Annotated in this window: 24 protein-coding genes; 11 read left to right on the top strand and 13 right to left on the bottom strand. The window is 64.0% G+C overall.

Annotated elements, in window-relative coordinates:
* Nucleotides 1-27: 27 nt before the first annotated feature.
* From adk to ACMGG8_RS28790, 6 genes are all read left to right on the top strand, one after another.
* Nucleotides 28-675: an adenylate kinase gene (gene adk / locus ACMGG8_RS28815; RefSeq protein ID WP_060837737.1), complete on the top strand. Its 648-nt coding sequence runs from the start codon at nt 28-30 to the stop codon at nt 673-675.
* A gap of 90 nt (nt 676-765) precedes the next feature.
* Nucleotides 766-1,440, top strand: a complete 675-nt coding sequence (gene tsaB, locus ACMGG8_RS28810; RefSeq protein WP_060837738.1) for a tRNA (adenosine(37)-N6)-threonylcarbamoyltransferase complex dimerization subunit type 1 TsaB — start codon at nt 766-768, stop codon at nt 1,438-1,440.
* Nucleotides 1,441-1,626: 186 nt separating this feature from the next.
* Nucleotides 1,627-1,923 (top strand): hypothetical protein, encoded by a 297-nt coding sequence (locus tag ACMGG8_RS28805; protein WP_060837739.1) that lies wholly within the window; start codon nt 1,627-1,629, stop codon nt 1,921-1,923.
* Nucleotides 1,920-2,780, top strand: coding sequence for a DUF72 domain-containing protein (locus tag ACMGG8_RS28800; RefSeq protein ID WP_060841880.1), 861 nt, complete (start codon nt 1,920-1,922; stop codon nt 2,778-2,780). The genes ACMGG8_RS28805 and ACMGG8_RS28800 overlap by 4 nt, the downstream gene beginning before the upstream one ends.
* Before the next feature lie 33 nt (nt 2,781-2,813).
* The gene (locus ACMGG8_RS28795) at nt 2,814-3,644 is read left to right on the top strand and encodes an isocitrate lyase/PEP mutase family protein (protein ID WP_060837740.1); all 831 of its coding nucleotides are present in this window, start codon (nt 2,814-2,816) and stop codon (nt 3,642-3,644) included.
* 13 nt (nt 3,645-3,657) lie between these two features.
* Nucleotides 3,658-4,356, top strand: a complete 699-nt coding sequence (locus ACMGG8_RS28790; RefSeq protein ID WP_060837741.1) for an extensin family protein — start codon at nt 3,658-3,660, stop codon at nt 4,354-4,356.
* A gap of 8 nt (nt 4,357-4,364) precedes the next feature.
* Here the strand turns inward: ACMGG8_RS28790 and ACMGG8_RS28785 are convergent, their stop codons facing one another.
* Nucleotides 4,365-4,982 carry a hypothetical protein gene (locus tag ACMGG8_RS28785; RefSeq protein WP_060837742.1) on the bottom strand — a complete coding sequence of 206 codons (618 nt, stop codon included), beginning with the start codon at nt 4,980-4,982 and terminating at the stop codon, nt 4,365-4,367.
* Between the two features lie 94 nt (nt 4,983-5,076).
* On the opposite strand from ACMGG8_RS28785, the gene ACMGG8_RS28780 reads away from it, so the two are divergent.
* The gene (locus ACMGG8_RS28780) at nt 5,077-5,859 is read left to right on the top strand and encodes a class I SAM-dependent methyltransferase (protein ID WP_060837743.1); all 783 of its coding nucleotides are present in this window, start codon (nt 5,077-5,079) and stop codon (nt 5,857-5,859) included.
* Nucleotides 5,860-5,940: 81 nt separating this feature from the next.
* Here the strand turns inward: ACMGG8_RS28780 and ACMGG8_RS28775 are convergent, their stop codons facing one another.
* A complete protein-coding gene (locus tag ACMGG8_RS28775) occupies nt 5,941-6,576 on the bottom strand; it encodes a TetR/AcrR family transcriptional regulator (RefSeq protein WP_414158845.1) in 636 nt (211 codons plus the stop codon).
* Nucleotides 6,577-6,669: 93 nt separating this feature from the next.
* Here ACMGG8_RS28775 and ACMGG8_RS28770 point away from each other — a divergent pair, with 93 nt between their 5' ends.
* Both ACMGG8_RS28770 and ACMGG8_RS28765 read left to right on the top strand, forming a co-directional pair.
* Nucleotides 6,670-7,758 carry an efflux RND transporter periplasmic adaptor subunit gene (locus ACMGG8_RS28770; RefSeq protein ID WP_060837745.1) on the top strand — a complete coding sequence of 363 codons (1,089 nt, stop codon included), beginning with the start codon at nt 6,670-6,672 and terminating at the stop codon, nt 7,756-7,758.
* Between the two features lie 5 nt (nt 7,759-7,763).
* Nucleotides 7,764-10,820 carry an efflux RND transporter permease subunit gene (locus tag ACMGG8_RS28765; protein WP_414158844.1) on the top strand — a complete coding sequence of 1,019 codons (3,057 nt, stop codon included), beginning with the start codon at nt 7,764-7,766 and terminating at the stop codon, nt 10,818-10,820.
* Nucleotides 10,821-10,941: 121 nt separating this feature from the next.
* On the opposite strand, the gene ACMGG8_RS28760 is transcribed toward ACMGG8_RS28765, so the two are convergent.
* Genes ACMGG8_RS28760 through plsB form a run of 3 tightly spaced genes read right to left on the bottom strand, consistent with a single transcriptional unit; the run spans nt 10,942 to nt 14,610 of the window.
* Complete coding sequence (locus tag ACMGG8_RS28760) at nt 10,942-11,631, bottom strand: DUF4197 domain-containing protein (RefSeq protein ID WP_060837747.1); 690 nt, start codon at nt 11,629-11,631, stop codon at nt 10,942-10,944.
* A gap of 24 nt (nt 11,632-11,655) precedes the next feature.
* A complete protein-coding gene (locus tag ACMGG8_RS28755) occupies nt 11,656-12,054 on the bottom strand; it encodes a YbaY family lipoprotein (RefSeq protein WP_060842595.1) in 399 nt (132 codons plus the stop codon).
* A gap of 51 nt (nt 12,055-12,105) precedes the next feature.
* Nucleotides 12,106-14,610 carry a glycerol-3-phosphate 1-O-acyltransferase PlsB gene (gene plsB, locus ACMGG8_RS28750; RefSeq protein ID WP_060842596.1) on the bottom strand — a complete coding sequence of 835 codons (2,505 nt, stop codon included), beginning with the start codon at nt 14,608-14,610 and terminating at the stop codon, nt 12,106-12,108.
* Nucleotides 14,611-14,869: 259 nt separating this feature from the next.
* Here plsB and ACMGG8_RS28745 point away from each other — a divergent pair, with 259 nt between their 5' ends.
* Nucleotides 14,870-15,079, top strand: coding sequence for a cold-shock protein (locus tag ACMGG8_RS28745; RefSeq protein WP_011059510.1), 210 nt, complete (start codon nt 14,870-14,872; stop codon nt 15,077-15,079).
* 99 nt (nt 15,080-15,178) lie between these two features.
* Here ACMGG8_RS28745 and ACMGG8_RS28740 read toward each other — a convergent pair whose 3' ends face one another.
* The 4 genes from ACMGG8_RS28740 to ACMGG8_RS28725 all read right to left on the bottom strand — a co-directional run bounded on the left by ACMGG8_RS28740 (nt 15,179) and on the right by ACMGG8_RS28725 (nt 20,429).
* Nucleotides 15,179-15,556, bottom strand: coding sequence for a hypothetical protein (locus ACMGG8_RS28740; RefSeq protein ID WP_092320004.1), 378 nt, complete (start codon nt 15,554-15,556; stop codon nt 15,179-15,181).
* 87 nt (nt 15,557-15,643) lie between these two features.
* Nucleotides 15,644-16,453 (bottom strand): putative RNA methyltransferase, encoded by an 810-nt coding sequence (locus ACMGG8_RS28735; protein WP_060837752.1) that lies wholly within the window; start codon nt 16,451-16,453, stop codon nt 15,644-15,646.
* Nucleotides 16,453-17,604, bottom strand: coding sequence for a succinyl-diaminopimelate desuccinylase (gene dapE / locus ACMGG8_RS28730; protein ID WP_060837753.1), 1,152 nt, complete (start codon nt 17,602-17,604; stop codon nt 16,453-16,455). Before dapE ends, ACMGG8_RS28735 begins: the two co-directional genes overlap by 1 nt.
* A 233-nt stretch (nt 17,605-17,837) precedes the next feature.
* Nucleotides 17,838-20,429 (bottom strand): glycosyltransferase, encoded by a 2,592-nt coding sequence (locus tag ACMGG8_RS28725; RefSeq protein WP_060837754.1) that lies wholly within the window; start codon nt 20,427-20,429, stop codon nt 17,838-17,840.
* 211 nt (nt 20,430-20,640) lie between these two features.
* Here ACMGG8_RS28725 and tcdA point away from each other — a divergent pair, with 211 nt between their 5' ends.
* On the top strand, nt 20,641-21,456 hold the full coding sequence (tcdA, locus tag ACMGG8_RS28720) for a tRNA cyclic N6-threonylcarbamoyladenosine(37) synthase TcdA (RefSeq protein ID WP_082729180.1): 816 nt from the start codon (nt 20,641-20,643) through the stop codon (nt 21,454-21,456).
* A gap of 124 nt (nt 21,457-21,580) precedes the next feature.
* Here tcdA and ACMGG8_RS28715 read toward each other — a convergent pair whose 3' ends face one another.
* The 4 genes from ACMGG8_RS28715 to ACMGG8_RS28700 all read right to left on the bottom strand — a co-directional run bounded on the left by ACMGG8_RS28715 (nt 21,581) and on the right by ACMGG8_RS28700 (nt 24,700).
* Nucleotides 21,581-21,991: a SufE family protein gene (locus ACMGG8_RS28715; RefSeq protein WP_060837756.1), complete on the bottom strand. Its 411-nt coding sequence runs from the start codon at nt 21,989-21,991 to the stop codon at nt 21,581-21,583.
* Nucleotides 21,988-23,193 carry an aminotransferase class V-fold PLP-dependent enzyme gene (locus ACMGG8_RS28710; RefSeq protein WP_414158843.1) on the bottom strand — a complete coding sequence of 402 codons (1,206 nt, stop codon included), beginning with the start codon at nt 23,191-23,193 and terminating at the stop codon, nt 21,988-21,990. The genes ACMGG8_RS28715 and ACMGG8_RS28710 overlap by 4 nt, the downstream gene beginning before the upstream one ends.
* 76 nt (nt 23,194-23,269) lie before the next feature.
* Entirely contained in the window at nt 23,270-24,304 is a 1,035-nt protein-coding gene (dapD, locus tag ACMGG8_RS28705) for a 2,3,4,5-tetrahydropyridine-2,6-dicarboxylate N-succinyltransferase (protein ID WP_015634328.1), read from the bottom strand.
* 33 nt (nt 24,305-24,337) lie between these two features.
* The gene (locus tag ACMGG8_RS28700) at nt 24,338-24,700 is read right to left on the bottom strand and encodes an ArsC family reductase (RefSeq protein ID WP_011059519.1); all 363 of its coding nucleotides are present in this window, start codon (nt 24,698-24,700) and stop codon (nt 24,338-24,340) included.
* Between the last annotated feature and the right edge of the window lie 77 nt (nt 24,701-24,777).

The raw sequence follows: 24,777 nt of genomic DNA, 5'->3' as shown, positions 1-24,777 counted from the left end.
CTAAATAAAAAATTGAGGAGCACATCGATGCGCGTAATTCTGCTGGGAGCTCCCGGGGCCGGTAAAGGTACTCAGGCAAAGTTCATCACCGAAAAGTTCGGCATTCCACAGATCTCCACCGGCGACATGCTGCGTGCTGCGGTCAAGGCCGGCACCGAGCTGGGCCTGAAGGCCAAGAGCGTGATGGACAGCGGCGGCCTGGTGTCCGACGACCTGATCATCAACCTGGTCAAGGAACGCATCAGCCAGCCTGACTGCGCCAAGGGTTTCCTGTTCGACGGTTTCCCGCGCACCATTCCTCAGGCCGAAGCACTGGTCAAAGCCGGTGTGGAACTGGACAACGTGGTGGAAATCGCTGTCGACGACGAAGAGATCGTCCAGCGTATCGCCGGTCGCCGTGTACACGAGGCGTCGGGCCGTGTGTACCACACCGTCTACAACCCGCCGAAGATTGCCGGCAAGGACGACATCACCGGTGAAGACCTGGTGCAGCGCAAGGACGACACCGAAGAAACCGTGCGTCATCGCCTGTCGGTCTATCACTCCCAGACCAAGCCGCTGGTGGAGTTCTACCAGCAACTGGCCTCGACCCAGGGCAAGCCGAAGTACAGCCACATCCCGGGTGTGGGTTCGGTGGAAGTGATCACTGCCAAGGTACTTGAAGCCCTGAGCTGAATTACCTGATCGTTTGATCGTTCAACGGCCCGCTTGCGGGCCGTTGCTGTTTATAATGCGTCACTTTTTTCAATGCCGATGGAACCCCGAATGAGCACCTTGCTGGCCCTGGACACCGCGACTGAAGCTTGCTCCGTTGCTTTGCTGCATGACGGCAAGGTCACGAGCCATTACGAGGTGATCCCGCGCCTGCATGCGCAGAAGCTGTTGCCGATGATCAAGGAACTGCTGGCCAATGCCGGTACCACCTTGCAGGCGGTGGATGCCATTGCCTTCGGCCGTGGGCCGGGCGCCTTTACCGGTGTGCGCATCGCCATTGGCGTGGTGCAGGGGCTGGCCTTCGCCCTGGAGCGTCCGGTGCTGCCGGTGTCCAACCTGGCGGTGCTGGCCCAGCGCGCCCTGCGTGAGCACGGTGCGACTCAGGTGGCCGCGGCCATCGATGCGCGCATGGATGAAGTCTATTGGGGCTGTTATCGGGAAACGGCCGGCGAGATGCGCCTGGTCGGGGCCGAAGCCGTGCTGGCGCCGGAAGTCGCGAGCTTGCCGGCAGGCGCCAGTGGTGACTGGTTTGGCGCGGGCACGGGCTGGGGGTATGGCGAGCGCATTGCCGTCACGCTCAGCGCTCGGGATGCGGGCATGCTGCCCCATGCCGAAGACCTGCTGACCCTGGCGAAATTTGCCTGGGAGCGGGGCGAGGCGATCGTCGCCGACGAGGCTCAGCCGGTCTATCTGCGGGATAAGGTGGCCACGCCCAAAGCCCGTTGAGGGTGCTCCAAGTGTTTGCGGTTGTTCAGATTTTTTCTGCCGACAGCCGCCAATCGTCTGTTTTTCAGCATCCTTCCTGCCCGGTTTTAAACCTTTTGGCTTTTCTGTGTTCTAGTTATCACTCGGGCATTTGCTAAGTCGCAGCAGTGCCGCTAAATTGCCATCATTGATCCCGGGCTTTTCAGTATGCGCATAGACGGCATCTCCTCGCAGTCCTACCCCATCAAGCGCAAGCCTCGCAAAGGCCCGGTGCTGGTAGACGAGTCCCTGGACGATGCCGATGCGGTCGAAGTCCAGCCCGAATCCCAAAGCCGTTCCCAGGCTTCTGCCTCCCGCACCGGTAATCTCCCCGCCCGTCCTCAGGACATGATCTTCCAGCGCGCGATGAAAAAGAGCGTGGCCAATGCTCTGGCCAGCTACTTGACCACCGCCGGCTTTGTCGATTGGGACCTGGAAGTGGTAGGGCTCGACCTGCACATCTGATGCTGCCTTATTTCCTCGGTTGTCCTTCCTGGAGCGAAAACGCCTGGCGTGAGTACCTGTATCCGCAAGATGCCCGAGCGAATGATTTCCTCGGCCTGTATTCCCAGGTCTTCAACGCCGTCGAAGGCAACACCACCTTCTATGCCCGTCCCGCGCCAACCACGGTGCAGCGCTGGGCCGAGATCATGCCCGAGCACTTTCGCTTCACCGCCAAGTTTCCCGGCGATATCAGTCACGGCGGTGACCTGCGCCAGCAGTTGAGCGCAGCCGAGACCTTTGTTCAGTTGCTCAGCCCGTTGGGTGAGCGGGTCTCGCCCCTGTGGTTGCAACTGCCGGCCAGCTTCGCGCCCCAGCGCCTGGCGGAGCTGGCGGGGTTTATCGATGGTCTGCAGCGGCCGCTGGCGGTGGAGGTCCGGCACCCGGAATTCTTTGCCAAGGGCGATGCCGAGCGCAGGCTCAACCGATTGCTGCGCGAGCGGGGTGTCGAGCGCATCTGCCTGGATCCGCGGGCCCTGTTCAGTTGTACGTCCAGCGCTCCGGCAGTGCTGCATGCACAGTCGAAAAAGCCCCGTGTGCCGCCACGGCCGGCGGCCTTCACGCAGTTTCCCCAGGTGCGCTTTATCGGCCATCCGGAGCTGGAGGCCAACGATCCGTTCCTGCTGCCCTGGATCGACAAGGTCGCCACCTGGATCGAGGAAGGGCGCACGCCCTATGTGTTCCTGCACACCTCGGACAACCGCCTGGCAGCGGAACTGGCCCGACGTTTTCACGCTCGGCTGATGCAACGTTTGCCTGGCTTGCCCGCGTTGCCTGAGTTATACAGAGAGCCCGCCGCGGAGCAGCTCGGCCTGCTCTAAGGCGGTTTCACCGCCTTTTTCAGGAGCGAGCAAATGGACGCGCAATCCCTTCGAGCCAACGTTTTCAAGGCCCTGCACGAGCGTGCCGGAGCCTTTGTCATCCCCAATCCCTGGGATGCCGGTTCCGCGAGGATGCTGGTCGGCCTCGGTTTCGAAGCGCTGGCCACCACCAGCGCGGGCAACGCCTTCTCTCTGGGGCGCCCGGATGCCGAGGGCGCGGTCAGCCTGGAAGACACCTTGAACAACGTCCGCGGGATCGTCGACGCCAGCAGCCTGCCGGTGGCGGCGGACCTGGAAAACGGGTTTTCCGACAGCCCTGAAGGCTGCGCCCAGGCGCTGTTGCTGGCCGCGGCCAGTGGCGTGGTGGGCGGTTCGATCGAGGATGCCAGCGGGCGTGCCGACGAGCCCATTTATGACTTCAATCTGGCCGTGGAGCGCATCGAGGCCTGTGTCGTGGCAGCCCGTAGCCTGCCATTTCCCTTCACCCTGACGGCTCGGGCGGAGAATCTGCTCCACGGTCGTGACGATCTGCCTGACACCATCCGCCGTTTGCAGGCCTTTGCCGAAGCCGGGGCCGATGTGCTCTATGCGCCGGGGTTGCGCAGTGCCGAGGAAATCCTGCAAGTGGTGCGGGCCGTGGCCCCCAGGCCGGTGAACGTGCTGATGTCCGGCGGCCTCAACCTGAGCGTGGCGCAACTGGCGGAGCTGGGGGTCAAGCGCATCAGCGTCGGTTCCGCCCTGGCTCGGGCAGCCTATGGCGCCTTCTACCGCGCGGCTGAGGACATTCGCGATCACGGCCGCTTCGATTTTGCCGAGCGGGCGATGCCGTTTAGGCAGATCAATCAATTGTTCAAGCAGCCATGAACAGGGGGGGCATGTGCGGAGGCTGAAAGTATTGGGCGCCGTGTTGCTGTTGTGCGCCCTGTTGTTGCTTGGCATCCGCTTGGGCTGGTTGCCGGTGGCTGATGCGTGGAACCCCTGGGCGCCGTTGGATGTGCAAGCCAAGCCCAATCTGCTGACCCGTTTCAAGCTGGCGCGGCTGCGGGACGATCCGCAGCTGTGCGATGAGGTGCTGGGGCGCTCCGGTTTGCGCACCAGTCGCCAACCCGACAGTCGTGGCGATGTCGCCTGTCCGCTGAGCAATACCTTGCGGGTGCAAGGTGGATCGGTGGCGTTGAGCAGCAGCTTTCTCGCCAGTTGTCCGCTGGCGGTGGCGTTTGCCCTGTACGAGCGCCATGGACTGCAGCCGGCGGCGCAGGCGGTGTATGGGCAGCGAGTGGCGCGGGTCGATCATCTGGGCAGCTTTGCCTGCCGCAATATGTACAGCCGCGAGAAAGGGGCGCGCAGTCAGCATGCCAGCGCCAACGCCCTGGATATTGCCGGCTTTCGTTTGAGCGATGGACGCAGTATCAGCGTGCTGCGGGATTGGCCCAAGGACAGCAGTGAAGGGCGCTTCTTGCGATTGGCCCGGGACGGCGCCTGTGATGCGTTCAATGTGGTGCTGGGGCCGGACTACAACAGCGCGCACCGCAACCATTTCCATCTGGATGTGGGGCCTTGGTGGGTGTGTCGCTAAACAGCGGCTCAGGCGGCGATGCGCAGGTTCTGCAGAATCAGCGGGCGTGCCCAGCCGATGTCGAAATCCATCTGCCGTTGCTGTTCGATGAGCTCCTCCGGCGGGAACGGTTCGGCCGGCTTGTCCAGCAGATCCAGCTCGAATTCGGCAATCGGCAGGTGCAGCGGGCGCGGCTCCGGCGCAGGACCTGGAGCAGGCACTGGCTGACCGGCGTTGAGCACGAGCGGCCGTACCCAGCCACTTTCGAAATCCTGCTGGCGTTGCTGGGCGACGATTTCTTCTGGCGGGAAAGGCGTAGCGGGTTTGTCCAGCAGCTCCATTTCGAATTCGGCAATCGGCAGGAACAGCGGCTCGGGAGGGCGAACTTCGGTTTCCTGCACGTCGCAGTGGCGCTGATTGACGATCTGCGCCAGCACGTCGCTACCGCCCGCCGGTTCTACCGGTCCATCGACGGCAACCGCCGGCAGCCCTTCAACGCTCGCGCCATCTCCCCGTTGCTCGGCCAGGGCCTGGGCAAAGAAGTCCTGCCACAGATGGCTGACGCCGCTCAGTGCCTGGGAGTTGCGTAGGCCATAGTCGCCGTGGCGAGAGATATAACCTATCGATGTGCGTTGAATGTCTGACATTGCTCTCGGTCGACGCTTGAGCTCTGGCAAAATGGCCGATAGTTCTGTTATCGGCAGTTTTTGCCGATCATTAATTTTTTGAGTGTGGTTTCAGATGAATGAGCAACCCGCGGCCTGCCGCATCCAAGTCGAGGCCCTGGGCGCTGGCTTCGAGCCCCTGGCGCGGCAATGGGCCGAGCGCCTGGGCCTGCCCTTGCAGATCGACGAGCCGGAGTTCGCGCTGCAGGTCGGTGAGCAGGGCCTGCAATTGCAGCAGTTGGGGGCGGATGCGCCGGGGCCGGTACGGGTCGACTTCGTCGAAGGCGGCGCAGCCCATCGACGCCTGTATGGCGGCGGCAGCGGACAGATGATCGCCAAGGCGGTTGGGGTGGCTCAAGGCGTGCGCCCCCGCGTGCTGGATGCGACGGCGGGGTTGGGCAAGGACGGGTTTGTCCTCGCCACCCTGGGGTGCGAGATGAGCCTGATCGAACGTCAGCCATTGATTGGCGCGCTATTGGAGGACGGCCTGGCCCGTGCCGCGCTGGACGCCGAAGTGGCGCCGATCGTGGCTCGCATGCATTTGCTAAAGGGCAACTCCATCGAACTGATGCGCAACTGGGAAGGCGAGCCGCCTCAAGTGATCTACCTCGATCCGATGTTTCCCCATCGGGAGAAAAGCGCGCTGGTGAAAAAGGAAATGCGCCTGTTCCGCCCGCTGGTGGGGGACGACAACGATGCGCCGGCGCTGCTGGCGGCGGCCCTGGCCCTGGCCAGCCACCGGGTGGTGGTCAAGCGCCCGCGCAAGGCCCCGTGCATTGACGGGCCCAAGCCGAGCCACGGGCTGGAGGGCAAGTCCAGCCGCTACGACATCTACCCGAAGAAGGCCCTCAAGGCCTGATCCCCCCTGGGCCCGGCTTGCCGGCGAAGGCTGTCTTCACGGCCCGTTCGCTGGCAGGCCAGGGCCTGCTCAACCCAGCTGCTACGGCCTGTAGGCGCGGATGAACAGCGCCACCACTTCCTGCACGTGCTCTTCCGCCGCGTCGCCCCTCAGCGGCTCGCCGCAGCCATAGAGCAGGCGGAAGTTCGCCCCGCCCTTGAGCATGCAGAAGAAGTGCTCGGCGGCATTGCGCGGCTTGTCGATGTGCAAGGTGCCCAGCTCATTGATTCGCCTCAGCAGCCGTTCCATGCCTTGCAACACGCGTTCTGGGCCGGCTTCGATGAACATCTGCGAGAGCTTGGGATCCTGACTGCCCAGGGCCATGATCAGGCGATGCAGGTTCACCGACTCGTCGCTGTTGATCAGTTGGTGAAAGCCTCTGGCGATGTTCAGCAGGACGCTTTCCACCGATGTGTCGGGCGTCAGTTCGTAGATCAGCGTCGGCAACTGCTCTTCGCACTTGGCCACCACCGCGGCGGTGAACAGGGTCTCCTTGTCATTGAAGTGGCTATACACCGTGAGCTTTGAAACGCCGGCTTCGGCGGCGACCGCATCCATGCTGGTACTGGCGTAGCCATTGCTCAGAAACAGGTTTTTCGCTGCATCGAGAATGGCCTGGCGCTTGGCCAGATCTTTGGGCCTGCCTGGCCCAACGTTTGCGGAAAGATTGTCGGACATTTTTCGCTGTTAATACTGGACTGGTGAGTTTGCTATTAATAACATACCGGCCAGTATAATTATTCAAAGCACCATTAGCGAAGGGTCGCCGCCATGTTCCGCTATGCCTTGCCAGTCAGCCTGGCTTTTTTTCTGTCTGCTTGTGGGCACGAAGAGCCCGTTCAAATTGGCATCCGACCGGCCATGGTGGTCCAGCCAGAGCCTTCGGCACGGGCTTCGGACAGTTATCCCGGCGAGGTGCGCGCCCGTTACGAACCCGAGCTGGCATTCCGCATTGGCGGCAAGGTCAGTCGACGACTGGTTGAGGAAGGCGAGCGGGTCAAGGCCAATCAACCCCTGGCCGAACTCGACCCGCAGGACGTGCGCCTACAGCTTGAAGCCACCCGGGCCCAGGTCACGGCGGCCAGCGCCAACCTCAATCTGGTGCGTGCCGAGCGCGATCGCTACAAGACCCTGCTGGACCGGCAGATGGTCAGCCGCTCCCAGTACGACAATGCCGAAAACCTCTACCGCGCCGGTGAAGCGCGGCTGAAGCAGATCAAGGCCGAGTTCGACGTGGCCAACAACCAGGCCGGCTATGCCGTGCTGCGTGCGCCGCAGGACGGCGTGGTGGCCAAGCGTGCGGTGGAAGTGGGGCAGGTGGTGGCGGCCGGGCAGACGGTCTTCACCCTGGCCACCGATGGCGAGCGCGAGGTGCTGATCAGTTTCCCCGAGCAGAATTACGGTCGCTTCAAGGTCGGCCAGCCCGTGTCGGTCGAACTCTGGACCCAGCCGGGCCAGCGCTTCGACGGACGTATCCGCGAGCTGTCGCCGGCTGCCGATCCCAAGTCCCGGACCTTCGCCGCGCGCATTGCCTTCACTGCCGGCAAAGTGCCCGCCGAGCTGGGCCAGAGCGCCCGGGTGTTTATCCAGAACGCCGATGCGCTGTCGCTGTCGGTGCCGTTGTCGGCCTTGACTGCTGAAGGTGGCGCGACCTTCGTCTGGCGGGTCGATGCCAACAACACCCTGCACAAGACCCCGGTGCGGGTCGGCGCCTTTGGCGAGAAGAGCGTGCCGGTGCTCGAAGGCTTGAGTGCCAGCGATTGGGTGGTGGCTGCCGGCGTGCATGTGCTCCATGAGGGCTTGCAGGTGCGCCCGGTGGATCGTGACAACCGTATGGTTAACCTGGCGGCCAAGGAGTAGTCCCGATGGGTTTCAACCTTTCCGCCTGGGCGTTGCGCAATCGCCAGATCGTCCTGTTCCTGATGCTGTTGCTGGCCATTGTCGGCGCCTTGTCCTACACCAAGCTGGGCCAGAGCGAAGACCCGCCTTTCACCTTCAAGGCCATGGTGATCCGCACCAACTGGCCCGGGGCCACGGCCCAGGAAGTGTCGCGCCAGGTCACCGAGCGCATTGAAAAGAAACTGATGGAAACCGGCGAATACGATCGCATCGTTTCCTTCTCCCGCCCCGGGGAATCCCAGGTGACCTTCATCGCCCGGGACTCGATGCATTCCAACGAGATTCCCGATCTCTGGTACCAGGTACGCAAGAAGATCAGCGATATCCGCCAGACCTTGCCGCCGGGCATCCAGGGTCCGTTCTTCAACGATGAGTTCGGCACCACCTTCGGCAATATCTATGCGCTGACGGGCAAGGGCTTCGACTACGCCGTGCTCAAGGATTACGCCGACCGCATCCAGATCCAGCTGCAACGGGTCAAGGACGTGGGCAAGGTCGACCTGCTGGGCCTGCAGGACGAAAAGATCTGGATCGAACTGTCCAACGTCAAGCTGGCGACCCTGGGACTGCCGTTGGCGGCGGTGCAGCAGGCGCTGGAGGAGCAGAACGCCGTCTCCACCGCCGGGTTCTTCGAAACCCCCAGCGAGCGGGTGCAATTGCGGGTATCGGGCAATTTCCAGACGGTGGAGCAGATTCGCAATTTCCCGATCCGGATCGCTGACCGTACCTTCCGCATCGGCGATGTGGCGGAGGTGCGCCGTGGTTTCAATGATCCGCCGGCACCACGCATGCGCTTCATGGGCGAAGACGCAATCGGCCTGGTGGTGGCGATGAAGGAAGGCGGCGACATCCTGGTGCTGGGCAAGGCCCTGGAAGGCGAGTTTTCGCGCCTGCAGAACAGCCTGCCGGCAGGGATGGAGCTGCGCAAGGTGTCCGACCAGCCGGCGGCGGTGAAGACCGGGGTCGGCGAGTTCGTGCGGGTGCTGGCCGAGGCGCTGATCATTGTGCTGCTGGTGAGCTTCTTCTCCCTCGGTGTGCGTACCGGGATGGTGGTGGCCCTGGCGATTCCCCTGGTGCTGGCGATGACGTTCGCCACCATGTACTACCTGGGGATCGGTCTGCACAAGATCTCCCTCGGTGCTCTGGTGCTGGCCCTGGGGCTGTTGGTGGACGACGCGATCATCGCGGTGGAGATGATGGCGATCAAGATGGAGCAGGGCTTCGACCGGATCAAGGCCGCCAGCTTTGCCTGGACCAGTACCGCCTTCCCCATGCTCACCGGCACCCTGATCACCGCCGCAGGCTTTTTGCCGATTGCCACGGCCCAGTCCGGCACCGGCGAGTACACCCGCTCGATCTTTCAGGTGGTGACCATCGCCCTGGTGGCCTCGTGGATCGCCGCCGTGGTGTTCGTCCCCTACCTGGGAGAGAAGCTCCTCCCGGACCTGGCCAAGATCCATGCCGCCAAGCACGGCGCCGAGTCCAACCCCCACGGCACGCCGTTTTATCAGCGCGTGCGCCGCGTGGTCGGCTGGTGTGTGGAGCGGCGCAAGACCGTGATCGTCCTGACCATCCTGGCGTTTGTCGGCTCGGTCGTGCTGTTCCGCTTCGTGCCGCAGCAGTTCTTCCCGGCCTCGGGACGCCTGGAACTGATGGTCGACCTGAAGCTGGCGGAGGGCGCGTCCCTGAGCAATACCGCCGACGAGGTCAAGCGTCTGGAGGCGATGCTCAAGGATCACCCGGGCATCGATAACTACGTGGCCTATGTGGGCACCGGTTCGCCGCGTTTCTACCTGCCGCTGGACCAGCAACTGCCGGCCACCAGCTTTGCCCAGTTCGTGGTGCTGGCCAAGTCCATCGAGGAGCGGGAAAGCCTGCGGGGTTGGCTGATCTCCACCCTCAATGAACAGTTCCCGGCCCTGCGCTCGCGGGTCACGCGGCTGGAAAACGGTCCGCCCGTGGGCTATCCGGTGCAGTTCCGGGTCACCGGCGAGCACATCGAGGAGGTTCGCGCTCTGGCCCGCAAGGTGGCGGCCAAGGTGCGGGAGAACCCCCATGTGGTCAACGTGCATCTGGACTGGGAGGAGCCGAGCAAGGTGGTTTACCTGAACGTCGATCAGGACCGGGCCCGGGCCCTGGGCGTCAGCACCGCCAACCTGTCGAAGTTCCTGCAGAGCTCACTGATCGGCTCCACCGTCAGCCAGTACCGCGAGGACAACGAGCTGATCGAGATCCTCCTGCGGGGTACCCGGCAGGAGCGCACCGAACTGGCATTGTTGCCGAGCCTGGCGGTGCCTACCGACAACGGCAAGAGCGTGTCGCTGTCCCAGGTCGCGACCCTGGAGTACGGCTTCGAGGAAGGGGTGATCTGGCACCGCAACCGCCTGCCCAACGTCACGGTACGGGCCGATATCTACGGCAAGGAACAGCCGGCGACCCTGGTGCAGCAGATTCTGCCGACCCTGGAGCCGATCCGCGCCGAACTGCCGGATGGCTACCTGCTGGAGGTGGGCGGCACCGTCGAGGACTCGGCCCGTGGCCAGAACTCGGTGAAGGCGGGCGTGCCACTGTTCATCGTGGTGGTGCTGACCTTGCTGATGATCCAGCTGCGCAGTTTCTCGCGCACGGCCATGGTGTTTCTCACCGCGCCCCTGGGGCTGATCGGGGTCACCCTGTTCCTGCTGGTGTTCCGCCAGCCGTTCGGCTTCGTGGCCATGCTCGGGACCATTGCCCTGTCGGGAATGATCATGCGCAACTCGGTGATCCTGGTGGACCAGATCGAGCAGGACATCAAGGCCGGGCACACGCCCTGGGATGCGATCATCGAAGCCACGGTACGGCGTTTCCGGCCCATCGTGCTGACGGCCCTGGCGGCGGTGCTGGCGATGATCCCGCTGTCGCGCAGCGTGTTCTTCGGGCCGATGGCGGTGGCCATCATGGGCGGGCTGATCGTGGCGACGGCGCTGACCCTGCTGTTCCTGCCGGCACTTTATGCGGCGTGGTTCCGGGTCAAGAAAACCTAGCAAGCGCTACGCAGGGTTGCATCCAGCAGGAGCCGGCTTGCCGGCGAAGAGGCCTTGAGGCCGGCGTCTGTCGGCAGACGCCTTCGCCAGCTAGCTGGCTCCTGCGGGTGAGGGGAAGGTCTTACAGGGTGCCGAAGACTTTCTTGGCCAGGCTGGTGGCCGCGGCCGCCGGGTTCTGGCGAATGGCTTCTTCCTGCTTGCCGATCATTTCGAACAGGCCATTGAGGGCTTGCTCGGTCACGTAGCTTTCGATGTTGGCGCTCTTGGCATCCAGCACACCCAGGGTCGCGGCCTGGCCGGCGAAGGAGTTGTACTGCTTGGCCAGACCCACCTGGTCGGTGGCTTGCTTGACGATAGGCAGGAACTTGGCGCGGATCTGCTCGCGGCTGCTCTTGTCCAGGTACTGGGTGGCAGAGTCCTTGCCTCCGGCGAGAATGCCCTTGGCGTCCGCCACGGTCATTTTCTTCACCGCATCCACCAGCAGCGCCTGGGCTTGCGGCACTGCCGCTTCGGCGGCCTTGTTCATGCTGGTTTCCAACTGATCGACCTGGTCACCCATGCCGAACTGTTTCATTTTCTTCGCCACTTTGCCGAGGTTGCCCGGCAGTTCGATGCGCACATCGGGGTTGTTGCTGAAACCGCCAGGGGTCCCCAGCTGTTTCACGGCGATCTGCGCGCCTTGGGTCAGGGCGTCCTTGAGGCCGCCGCTGGCGTCACCCTGGGACAGGTCGCTGAGGGACAGGGCCAGAGCACTGGCGGAGATCATCAGGCCAGCGCACAGGCTGGTGAAGCGGAGCGAAGTACGGAGCATGGCGGCTTCCTTGGACAATGAGAGTTAACGTACAGCGTCGACACGGAGTTTCAGCGGCTGGGGATCCTTGCCGTCCAGATTGACTCCGTTGTGTTCGGTGGTGATGAACATCAGCTTGCCGTCCAGTTCGATCCGCGCGCTGACCGCGTAGCGGTGGCCTGGCTTGACCTGGGCCGGGTCGTAGCTGAGGTGGAAGGGCAGCGGCACCTGGCCCTTGATCGGACCGCTCTGCTCGGCCAGGACTTGCGCCGGCGCATCTGCCAGGGACACGTCCTGCAGGCTCACGCTCAGGGTGGCGGTGGGCGGCAGGGCGATGCGCTGCAGGTAGAAGACTTCACCATCGAGGCTGGCCTTGGCCGCAGGCTGCATGGCTTGGCAGGCGCCGAGCAACGCAGTGGCTGCCAGCAGGGTGAGTTTTTTCATTGCGGATCTCCGTATCGGGGGCGCCGCAGATTCTGCGGCGCCGATAAGAATCTAGTCGCTTTGCACCGGTGCCGCGAGCTGCTCGGCGGCATCTTCGCTGCGGTGCAGGGCGACCTGGCGGATCGACAGGCGAATCTCCGCCGGCAGCACGCGCTTGGCGGCGCCTTCGGCCAGGTCCCCCAGCAGTGGGTGGTAGCTCAGCTTGCCGGCTTCGTCGCGGCGCAATACGCCCTGGTCCAGCAGGGTCTGGATGAAGTGGCGGAACAGACTCTTGTCGAAGAACTCCGGGGCATTGAGGCCATGCAGGATCGACAGGCGCTGGGCCATGACCGTGCACAGGTCTTCCAGCTCCTCGGCGCTGATGCTGTTCTGGCCGCTGTTGAGCAGCAGGGAAATGGCCATGTAGAAGCGTTGCAGGGTCTGGGCGATGCTCTTGGACAGCAGCGTCAGCAGGACAAAATGCCGCGAGCTGGGGGCCGGGCGCAGGTACAGGTCCTTCTCGAAACGCAGCAGGCCCTGTTCGACGAAGGCCTCCAGCCATTGATCCACCACCGCGTCGAGTTCCTCCAGCGACCAGCGAATGAACAGCTCCGCCTGCAGGTAGGGATACAGCGCCCGGGTGTAGCGCAGGATCTGTTCGCGGCTCATGCGCGACGAACTCTGGAAGAAGCTCGCCAGCAGGGCCGGCAGGGCGAAGATGTGCAGCACGTTGTTGCGGTAGTAGGTCATCAGGACGGCGTTCTGCTCGTCCAGGTAGAGGATCTTGCCCAGGGCGTCGCTTTGCTCGGCCAGCAGGTCCATGTCCTTGACGTGCTGGATCAGCGCCCGGCCATCGCCTTCCGGCAAGGTGGTGTGGGGCGAGTAGGGCACGCGGCGCAGCAGTGCCAGGTACAGGTCCAGGACCCGGGCCATGGCGCGTTCGTCCAGGGCCAGGCGGCTGGTGGAGAGCAGGGCCAGGGCCACCAGGTTCACCGGGTTGATCGCCGCGGCTTCATTGAGGTGCTGGGCCACCCGCTCGCCCAGGCGGTTGGTGGTTTCGTTGAGCCAGGCCGGGCGGTACTGCGGGCCCAGCTCCTGGGAGCGCCAGTCTGGTTGCTCCTGGTCGAGGAACTCCGCCAGCTTGATCGGTTCGCCGAAGTTCACCGCCACCTGGCCGAAGCGCTGCTTGAGGGCACCGATGACCTTGAAGATGTCGAAGATCGACTCCTTCTTCTTGCTCGCGCCGCGTAGCTCGCCCAGGTAGGTGCGGCCTTCCAGGACCCGCTCATAGCCGATGTACACCGGCACGAAGACGATGGGCATGCGCGACGAGCGCAGGAAGCTGCGCAGGGTGATGGCCAGCATTCCGGTCTTGGGCTGCAGCATGCGCCCGGTGCGCGAACGCCCGCCTTCGACGAAGTACTCCACCGGGAAGCCCTTGGTGAACAGGGTGTGCAGGTATTCGTTGAACACTGAGGTGTACAGCGGGTTGCCCTTGAAGGTGCGGCGCATGAAGAAGGCCCCGCCGCGGCGCAGCAGGCTGCCGATCACCGGCATGTTGAGGTTGATCCCGGCGGCGATGTGCGGCGGCGTCAGGCCGTTGCGAAACAGCAGGTAGGACAGCAGCAGGTAGTCGATATGGCTGCGGTGGCAGGGCACGTAGATCACTTCGTGACCCTGGGCGATCTTCTGCACGCCTTCCAGATGGTTGACCTTGATCCCGTCGTAGATCTTGTTCCAGAACCAGCTGAGCACCACTTCCAGGAAGCGGATCGCGGTGTAGGTGTAGTCCGAGGCGATCTCGTTGCCGTAGCGCAGGGCCTGGGCCTTGGCTTTTTCCGGGGAGATCTTCTCGCGCTCGGCCTCGTCGAGGATCGCCTGTTTCACCAGGGGCTGGTTGAGCAGGCCCTTGACCAGGTTGCGTCGGTGGGAAATGTCCGGGCCGATGACCGCGGCCTTGAGGTTGCGAAAGTGCACCCGCAGGATGCGCTGGGCCATGCGCACGGTGCGTTCGTGGCCCTTGTTGTGTTCGATCAGTTCCCGCAGGTTGATCGGCGCGGAGAACTGCACCCGGGTCTTGCGCCCCAGGATCATGATGCTCAGCAGCCGGCGCAGGCGCCCGGTGACTGCCCAGCTGTCGGCGAACAGCAGTTTCCACGGGCTCGATTCACTGTCCGGGGACTGGCCCCAGAACACGCTGACCGGAATGATCTGCGCGTCTTCGGCGGCGTTCTGGGCCAGGGCGCTGACCAGTCGGGTCAGGGTCGGCGGCGCGCCGCGCTTGTCCTGGCGGCCGAGCCAGTCGGGCTCCGGGGTCAGGTAGAAGAAGGCCGCAGGCTCCAGCAGATTGCCCACCGACACCGGCAGCACCGGGCGTGGCAGCCCGGCCTTGGTGCATTCGCTATCGACCACGGCCAGGTCAGTCAGGGACGGGTTTTGCAGGACGTAGAACACCGGCCGGCTGCGGTCGAGGTCGAGGGTGAAGGACGACTGGTTGATGGTTTCCGAGCGCACCCAGAGGTACAGCAGGCGGCGCAAGGTGCCAAACACGAGACGGCGGATCGGGGAGCGGGTCATACGGCTTCTGCGTGAGTGAATATGTGGATGAACACAAAACCGAGCAACTGCTCGGGGCCGGTAGTGTGCCGGATTCGCCGAAAATCGGCAAAAAAGCGCCGAAACAAGATTGAGTTGAGAGTTTTTACGCCTGTCATATACTCGGCCGACTCTCTCGCGGCCGTGTTGCCTCCTGTCATAGAGACACAGGTCGGGGGAAAGTTCTCAAGGTTTGGTTGCAGTGCGCCAATCCAATAATAAAAAAATGAGGTATGGATTCATGACTACTCGTGAGACCGGCAACGTGAAGTGGTTCAACGACGCCAAGGGCTACGGCTTTATCCAGCGTGAAGGTGGGGCGGACGTGTTTGTCCACTATCGAGCGATCCGTGGCGAAGGCCACCGCTCCCTGACCGAAGGCCAGCAGGTGGAGTACGCCGTGGTCGAAGGCCAGAAAGGTCTGCAAGCCGAAGACGTCGTCGGCCTGTAACCAACCCGGTAGGAGCTGGCTTGCCAGCGAACAGGGGCACTGGCGATGCAAGCTTTGGCGGCGCCTTCGCCGGCAAGCCGGCTCCTACGGGTTCAATGTTCAGGCGGTGCGCCAGGTAATCTCTTCTTCACCGTCGGCGCTGATGCGAATCCAGCGATCGGCGGACTCTTCACCTTCTTCCTCGACCCAGCTGCCCGGTGCGCAGCGCACTTCCACGTTCAAGGCGGCAAAGGCGGCGCGGGCGCAGGCGATGTCGTCATCCCATGGGGTCTGGTCGCTTTCCAGGTACAGGCTGTTCCACTTGCCCACCGCTTTGGGCAGCCAGGTCACTGGCACGTCGCCTGCGCTGCATTTGTAGGTCTGGCCTTTCTGCACCCAGTCGCTGCAAGGGCCGAGCACGGCACCGAGCCAGGCGGCGATGGCCTTGTAGTCGACGTCGGCGTCTTTCAGGTAAATCTCGATATCGGGCTGGCGCATGGATGTCCTCATTGCCGGTCTGAAAAATCCATTCGCGGATTTCTTCGACCCCGGGCCGCTGCCCGAAGTCGTGGGTTCTAGTGGGGTTTATTGCAGCACGAAGTAATCGTAGCGCATCGACACGCTGACCTCGAAAGGCTCGGCCTGCTCGATCACCGCGGCCCGGCGTTCGGCGCTGGCGCGCCAGCCGTGAGGGGTCATGGCCAGCAGGTTGGCGCGATCTTCCGGGCGTTCCAGGCACAGCTTGAACGCCAGGGTTTCGCTGTGGGCCAGGGCCATGCCTTCAGGTACCAGGGCCAGGTGCTTGTCGTCGGTGTACTCGCGCACCTCGTCGTACAGGCGCTCGCGCAGCTCCATCAGGTGACCGCTGGTGGGGCCGACTTTCATCAGCCCGCCGCCGGGGCTCAGCAGACGCTTGGCTTCCTGCCAGTCGAGGGGGCTGAAGACGCTGGCGAGGAACTGGCAGCTGGCATCGGCCAACGGAATGCGCGCCATGCTGGCGACCATCCAGGTCAGTTGCGGCGCGCGGCGGCAGGCGCGTTTCACCGCTTCCCGGGAAATATCCAGGGCATACCCGTCGGCGCCAGGCAAGGCCTCGGCCAGTTGCGCGGTGTAGTAGCCCTCGCCACAGCCGATGTCGACCCAGCGCTGGGGCGCGCGTTCCGCCGCCAGCTCTGCCAGGCGCCGGGCCACCGGGGCGTAATGCCCGGCGTTGAGGAAGTCGCGGCGGGCCTCGACCATGGCCTGGTTGTCACCCGGGTCACGGCTGTTCTTGTGCTGCACCGGCAGCAGGTTCAGGTAGCCCTGGCGGGCCCGGTCGAAGCGATGCCCGGCCGGGCAGGCCACGCCGTTGTCCACGGCATTCAGCGGGGCGCTGCAAAGAGGACAGGCGAGCATCAGGCAAGCAACTTGACGAGAGTCTGGTAGTAGATCTCGGTCAGCACATCCAGGTCGCTGGCCAGGATCCGCTCGTTGACCTGGTGGATCGTGGCGTTGACCGGGCCCAGTTCCACCACTTGGGTGCCCAGGGTGGCGATGAAACGACCGTCGGAAGTCCCGCCGCTGGTGGATGCCTTGGTCTCGCGGCCGGTGACCTGCTTGATGCTGGCCGAAACCGCGTCCAGCAGGGCGCCGGGTTCGGTGAGGAATGGCAGGCCGGACAGGGCCCAGTCCACGTGCCAGTCCAGGCCGTGCTTGTCGAGGATCGCCGCGACCCGCTGCTGCAGGCCTTCCACGGTGGATTCGGTGGAGAAGCGGAAGTTGAACACCGCCACCAGATCACCGGGGATCACGTTGGTGGCGCCGGTGCCGGAGTTGAGGTTGGAGATCTGGAAGCTGGTGGGCGGGAAGAAGGCATTGCCGTCGTCCCAATGTTCGGCCGCCAGTTCCGCCAGGGCCGCTGCCGCCAGGTGGATCGGGTTCTTGGCCAGATGCGGGTAGGCCACGTGGCCCTGTACCCCGCGGACCGTGAGCTTGGCGCCGAGGGAGCCGCGACGGCCGTTCTTGACCACGTCGCCCACCAGGCTGGTGCTCGAAGGCTCGCCGACGATGCACCAGTCCAGGCGCTCCTTGCGTGCTGCCAGGCGTTCCACCACCGCCTTGGTGCCGTGGTGCGCCGGGCCTTCTTCGTCGCTGGTGATGAGGAAGGCCACCGAGCCCTTGTGGTCCGGGTAGTCGGCGACAAAGCGCTCGGCGGCCACCAGCATGGCGGCCAGACTGCCTTTCATGTCCGCCGCGCCACGGCCGCAAAGCATGCCGTGTTCATCGATCAGGGCTTCGAACGGATCGTTCTGCCAGGCCTGGACCGGACCGGTGGGCACCACGTCGGTGTGCCCGGCGAAGCACAGCACCGGGCCGTCATGCCGGCCATGGGTGGCCCAGAAATTGTCCACGTCCTCGATGCGCATCGGTTCCAGCTTGAAGCCGGCATCGCCCAGGCGCTGCATCATCAGCTTCTGGCAGTCGGCGTCGACCGGCGTCACCGAGGGGCGGCGGATCAGATCACAGGCAAGTTGCAGGGTCGGCGAAAGCTCGGCGTGGGCCGTCATGGGAAACTCCGGTGCAAGGCAAGATCAGGCGCGGCTCTTTTCTTGTTGTAGCAGCGAGCAAGCTCGCGATGGACTCAAGAGCGGCGCAGAGCCTCAGGTGCTTGCGTCATTCTTGACATCTATCGCGAGCAGGCTCGCTCCTACAGGGAGAGCTGCGGGCTAGGCGCGCAAAATGGCGGATATCTTAAAGCAAAACGGCGGCCTGAGGCCGCCGTTTAGTGCTTTGCATCGATTTAGGCGGCTGGAGCCGGCTCGGGGTGTTCCGCAGGTTTTGGCAGCGACGAAAGGAAGGCCATGACCAGTGCCGCCACATAAGGCAGCGACTGCACCAGGAGCATGGTCACCCAGAAGCGCATGTCGTTGCTCGGCAGGCCCTGCACCAGGAAGATCCCCAGCGCCGCGCCCCACAACAGCAGCATGATGAACAACTCTTCCCGGGCTTCGGAGATCGCCACCCAGAAGCCGTGGTTATCGGCGTTCTTCGGGGTGCGGAAGAACGGGATGCTGCTGGTGAAGAAGCCGTACAGCACCGCCTTGGCGATGGTGTGGGACAAGGCCAGGCCCGCCAGGGCCGCACAGAACGCGTCCTTGAGGTTGACCCCCACGGCCCGGCGGTAGAGGAAGATGATCTTGCCGACCTTGAACACGAACAGCGCCAGCGGCGGGATCGCGAAGATCAGCAGCGGCGGGTCGACCCGTTGCGGCACGATGATCATCGCCGCCGACCACAGCAGGGCGCCGACGGTGAAGAAGATGTTCATGCCATCCGCCACCCACGGCAGCCAGCCCGCGAGGAAGTGGTAGCGCTGGCCGCGGGTCAGCTCGGTGTCCTTGCCGCGCAGCAGGCTGGCGGTGTGGCGCTTGATGATCTGGATCGCGCCATAGGCCCAGCGGAAGCGCTGCTTCTTGAAGTCGATAAAGGTGTCGGGCATCAGGCCCTTGCCGTAGCTTTCGTGGTGGTACGCCGCCGACAGGCCCTTCTCGAACACCCGCAGGCCCAGCTCGGCGTCTTCGCAGATGCACCAGTCGGCCCAGCCCAGCTCTTCCAGCACTGTGCGCCGGGTCATGGTCATGGTGCCGTGCTGGATGATCGCGTCACGGTCGTTGCGGGTGACCATGCCGATATGGAAGAAGCCCTTGTACTCCGCGTAGCAGAGCTTCTTGAAGGTGCTTTCGTTCTGGTCGCGGTAGTCCTGGGGCGACTGCACGATGGCGATCTTCGGATCGGCGAAGTGCGGCACCATGTGTTTGAGCCAGTTGCGGTCGACGCAGTAGTCGGAGTCGATCACCGCGATCACTTCGGCATCCTTGGCGGTGTGCGGCAGCAGGTAGTTCAGCGCACCGCCCTTGAAACCGGCCAATGGCGCGACGTGGAAGAACTTGAAGCGCGGGCCCAGGGTCTCGCAATAGGCCTGCACCGGCTCCCAGACCGCCGGGTCCTTGGTGTTGTTGTCGATGATCAGGACTTCGAAGTCCGGGTAATCGAGGTTGGCCAGGGCATTGAGGGTCTGTTTGACCATCTCCGGCGGCTCGTTGTAGCACGGCACGTGGATCGAGACTTTCGGCCGGTAGCTGGAGTCGCCTTCCACCGGCAGGAACTCGCGCCGGCGCTTGTGGATCCACACCGCCTCGGCCAGCTCATGGGCCTCGGTGAGCAGCACGATGAACACCCCCAGCGCACCGAGCGCGAGGAGAAAGCCCACGGTCAGGCTGAACCAGGTGCTGTATTGCTGGCTGTAGTCGTAGCCGATCCACACCAGCACCGAACCGCAGAGGAAGGCGATGAAGGTCAGGAAGGTGCGGCCACGCTGGCGCAGGGCCGAGCCGTCGATCATCAGCAGGGTCAGCGACAGCAGCGCCAGCACCACCGAGCCGATGGCCAGCACCCGCCATTGCGGGATCGCCACTACCGGGCCTTCGAAGTTGAATTTCTGCTGGCGCGCGGCGTTGAACACGCCCCAGTAGGCGCCCACCGAACCTTCGTCGCTGGCCTTCCACGGCTGGTCGAAGGCTTCGATGACGAAGTAGTTGTAGCCCTGGCGGTTGAGCTTGTTGACCAGGGTGCGCAGGTAGATCGCCTGGTCCGCCGGACTGGCGTCGGCGCCACCGCGCATGCGGCCGTTGCTCGGCCAGCCCACTTCGGACAGCAGCAGCGGCTTTTTCGGGAACATCTTCTTCAGGTCGCGGGCGCGATCGAGGACGAACTGCTGGGCCTTGTCCACCGGGATGAACTCCCAGTACGGCAGGATGTGCGCGGCGATCAGGTCGACGTGCTTGGCCAGCTCCGGGTGTTCTTCCCAGACGTGCCACTGTTCCGAGGTGGTGACCGGGACTTTCACCGCAGCGCGGACCCGGTCGAGAATCACCGACAACTGGTCGGCGGTGATTTCCTTGCGGAAGATCGCTTCGTTGCCCACCACTACCCGCACCACGCTGCGCGAGCTGTTGGCCAGTTCGATGGCGCGCATGATTTCCCGCTCGTTGCGCTCCAGGTCCGGGCTGATCCAGATGCCCAGGGTCACGCGCAGGCCGAACTCTTCGGCCAGCTTGGGAATATCCTGCAGGCTGCCATCCACCGAATAGGTACGGATGTTGTCCGTCAGCTTGCTCATGATCTCCAGGTCGCGACGCATTTCATCGTCGGACGGGTACTGGTCCTTCTGCGGGAACTGGCCCTGCTGGAAAGGCGAGTATGAAAAACCGGAGATCTGTTCCGGCCAGTCGGGGGCCGAGACCGGGCGATTGATCAGCGCCCAGAAGCCGGTGAACAGCGCGGCAATGGCCAGCACTATCACCAGGTTGAGTCCAAATTTACGCGATGACATAGCTATTTCGGGTTCCAAAGGGTGTGGAACGAGGGAAGGGTTGGCAGGCGCCAAACGGCGGGCATCCTACACCGGCCCTCAACTGAGCGTACAGCGCACAGAGGAAAGCCAGACCTTGGGCACTGTAATTGCGTTTAAGTTCTTTACTTGTAGCTGGCGGCTTAAAACTTGTCGCTTCCCAGCCCTATAATGCGCGCCGGTTTTTTAGGTGATGGTCATGAGTACAGAAGATCCACGGTTTGCCGGCGTCGCTCGTTTGTATGGCATTGAAGGCTTGGAGCGGCTGCGGGCGGCCCATGTGGCGATTGTCGGGGTCGGCGGTGTCGGTTCCTGGGCGGCGGAAGCCATTGCCCGCTGCGGGGTGGGCGAGATCTCGCTGTTCGACCTCGACGATGTCTGCGTCAGCAACAGCAACCGGCAACTGCATGCCCTGGACAGCACCGTGGGCAAGCCCAAGGTCGAGGTCATGGCCGAGCGCCTGCGCGGCATCAATCCGGACTGCCGCGTGCATGCGGTGGCGGATTTCGTCACCCGCGAGACCATGGCCGAATACATCACCCCGAACATCGACTGCGTGATCGACTGCATCGATAGCGTGAATGCCAAGGCGGCGCTGATCGCCTGGTGCAAGCGGCGCAAGATCCAGATCATCACCACCGGCGGTGCCGGCGGGCAGATCGACCCGACGCTGATCCAGGTCTGCGACCTGAACCGCACCTTCAACGATCCATTGGCCTCCAAAGTGCGCTCCACGTTGCGCCGCGACTATGGTTTCTCGCGCACCGTGACCCGGCACTACAGCGTGCCCTGCGTGTTTTCCACCGAGCAACTGCGCTACCCGAAGCCGGACGGCAGTATCTGCCTGCAGAAAAGCTTTGTCGGTGATGGGGTCAAGCTCGACTGCGCCGGCGGTTTTGGCGCGGTGATGATGGTGACCGCGACCTTCGGCATGGTGGCGGCGACCAAGGCGGTGGACAAGATCGTCGCCGGCGTGCGCCGCCCGTCCGAGCGCAGCAAGCCCCTGTAGCCGCTGCCGCAGGCGGCGAGCGGCCCGGCGGCCCGTGGGGGCTTGAGGCCGCTAGGGGGGCTGGCGGGAGAGCGCCAGGCAAGGTCCTGCGGACCTTTTCGCAGCCTCGCAGGCTCGACAGCGGCTACAGGGGGCCGGCCAGTTCGTTCATGCGCTGCAGCACCGCGTTCAGGCCGTTGCTGCGCGATGGCGAGAGCTGGCGCGACAGGCCCAACTGATTGAACCAGTCCGCCAGGTCCACCTCGCGCAATTGCTGCGCCGTCAGGCCGTTGACCCGCGCCAGCAGCAAGGCGACCAGGCCGCGAATCAGCCGCGCGTCGCTGGCGGCGGCAAATTGCCAATGATCATTTTCCAGGCTCGCCACCAGCCAGACCTGGCTTTCGCAGCCGTGCACCCGATTGGCTTCGACCTTGTCGGCCTCGCTCAGGGCTGGCAGGCGTTCGCCCCATTGCATCAGCAGGCGTGCCCGCTGTTCCCAGCCGGCAGCGCCCTGGAACACCTGCAGGGCGGCGACGGCATCCGCCGGCAGGCTCATCGCAGCAACTCCAGGGCCTGATCCAGGGCCTCGAAGAAGCGCTCCAGGTCTTCGGAGTCGTTGTACAGCGCCAACGACACCCGGATCGCTCCGGCCAGCCCCAGGCTTTTCATCAGCGGCATGGCGCAGTGATGCCCGGCCCGCACGGCAATGCCCTGTTCGGTCAGCAGGTGCGCCAGGTCGGCGTTGTGCACGCCGTCCACGACGAAGCTGACCAGGGCCAGTTGCGGGGAGCCCAACAGGCGGATGCCGTTGCGTGCCTGCAAGCCCTGCAACAGATAGGCGTGCAACGCGGCTTCGTGCGCGGCCACTGCCGACTGATCCAGGCCGCCGAGGTAATCCAGGGTCGCACCCAGGCCGATGACCCCGGCAATCGGCGGGGTGCCGGCCTCGAAGCCCAGCGGCGCCGGGCGGAAGCTGGCGTGATGGTAGTCGGCGTTCTGGACCATCTCGCCACCAAACTGCCAGTGGCGCAGCCCCTTGAGCGCCTCGTGGCGGCCAAAGAGCACACCGACCCCGTCCGGGCCGTAGAGTTTATGGCTGGAGAACACATAGAAGTCGCAGCCCAGGGCCTGCACGTCATGGCGGCCATGCACCACGCCCTGGGCGCCGTCGATCACGGTCAGTGCGTCCCGGGCCCTGGCCATGGCCAGCAGCGGGCTCAAGGGCTGCCATGCACCGAGCACGTTGGACAGCTGGCTCAGCGCCAGCAGCCGCGTTCTTGGGCCGATCAGGTGGCCGGCCGCCTCGATATCGATGATTCCGTCGGCATCCAGCGGCAGGACGATCAGCTTGAGTTGACGACGTTCGGCCAATTGCTGCCAGGGCAGCAGGTTGGCGTGGTGTTCCAGGGCGCTGATGACGATTTCATCGCCCGCTGTGAATTGGTGTTCCAGGCCGTAGGCCAGGAGGTTCAGCGCGGAAGTGGCGCCGTGGGTGAAGACGATCTGTCCGCTGTCACCGGCATTGAGCCACTGGCCGACCTTGCTGCGGCTGTCTTCGAAGGCCTGGGTGGCGTGGGCGCCGGGCAGGTGTTGCGCGCGATGCACATTGGCCGCGCCATTGGCGTAGTAGTGGGCCAGGGCGTCCAGCAGGGCTCGGGGTTTTTGCGTGGTGGCGGCGTTGTCCAGGTACGTCTGGTCCTGGCGATGCAGGGCGGCGATGGCCGGGAAGTCGGCGCGCCAGGGGGAGGCTACAAGCATGGTGGCAGAACTCGTTTGAACAGGCCGGGCGCCGATGATAAGCGCCCGGCCGGTTCCAGTGAAACCGAATCGCTGCTTAGTTGTGAGCGTGCAGCGCTTCGTTCAGCTCGATGGCCGACTTGTGGGTCTTGCACTCCACGGCGCCGGTTTCCGAGTTGCGACGGAACAGCAGGTCCGGCTGGCCGGCCAGTTCCCGGGCCTTGAGCACCTTGACCAGCTGGTTGTTCTCGTCCAGCAGCGCCACCTTGGTGCCGGCAGTCACGTAAAGGCCCGACTCCACGGTGTTGCGGTCGCCCAGGGGAATGCCGATACCGGCGTTGGCGCCGATCAGGCAGCCTTCGCCGACCTTGATCACGATGTTGCCGCCACCCGACAGGGTGCCCATGGTGGAGCAGCCACCGCCCAGGTCCGAACCCTTGCCGACGAACACGCCAGCCGATACACGGCCTTCGATCATGCCCGGGCCTTCGGTGCCGGCGTTGAAGTTGACGAAGCCTTCGTGCATCACGGTGGTGCCTTCGCCGATGTAGGCGCCCAGGCGGATCCGCGCGCTGTCCGCGATGCGCACGCCGCTCGGCACCACGTAGTCGGTCATTTTCGGGAACTTGTCCACCGAGAACACTTCCAGCAGCTCGCCGCGCAGGCGGGCTTCCAGTTGACGCTCGGCCAACTCGCCCAGATCGATCGCACCCTGACTGGTCCAGGCCACGTTCGGCAGCAGCGGGAACACGCCGGCCAGGCTCAGGCCGTGTGGCTTGACCAGGCGATGGGACAGCAGGTGCAGCTTCAGGTAGGCCTCTGGGGTGGAGGTCAATTGAGCGTCTTCGGCCAGCAGGGTGGCTACTAGCGGCTTGTGGCTTTCGGCCAGGCGGGTCAGCAGGGCAGCCTGGGTGGCGTCGATGCTCTTCAGCGCATCGGCCATCTGCGCGGCCTGGGCGGTGGTGAAGGTGATGGCCTGGTTGCCTTCGCTGTAGCCGAGGATCGGTGCGACAGCGGCAACGATTTCGGCGGCAGGATTGAGCAGTGGCGATGCGTAGAACACTTCCAGCCAAGCGCCTTGACGATTTTGGGTGCCGACACCGAATGCCAGGCTGAACAGGGTAGTGGACATGCAGTTACCTCTTGCGAAATTGAGTGAGCAGGCTTACTTGAGCGCCGCTGCGTAAAGGTCTGGCTTGAAGCCAATCAGGGTCTTGTCTCCGAGATCGAGCACCGGGCGCTTGATCATCGAAGGTTGCGCGAGCATCAGTTCAACGGCTTTCGCCTGGTCGAGATCGGCTTTGCTTTCGTCATCGAGTTTGCGAAAGGTCGTGCCTGCGCGGTTCAACACCACCTGCCAACCGTGCTCGTCGCACCATTGGTTCAGGTGCTCACGGTCAATGCCGGAGGTTTTGTAATCGTGGAAGTCATAGCTGACAGCGTGTTCATCGAGCCAGGTGCGCGCCTTTTTCATGGTGTCACAGGCTTTGATGCCGAAAAGGTGCAACGTTTTACTTGAAGCGGTCAAGGAATTGCCCCCTTTGGAGATGCTGGAGATCAAAGGTCACGGATTATGCCACGACCGCAGCGCTTCGGCGCCGGCCT

Origin of the sequence: Pseudomonas sp. BNK-45 (assembly GCF_047456255.1) — a bacterium.
In the GTDB taxonomy this organism is placed as follows: Bacteria; Pseudomonadota; Gammaproteobacteria; order Pseudomonadales; family Pseudomonadaceae; genus Aquipseudomonas.
The sequence above is the reverse complement of the archived record's forward strand: the minus strand, read 5'-3'. Positions and strand labels throughout refer to the sequence as shown.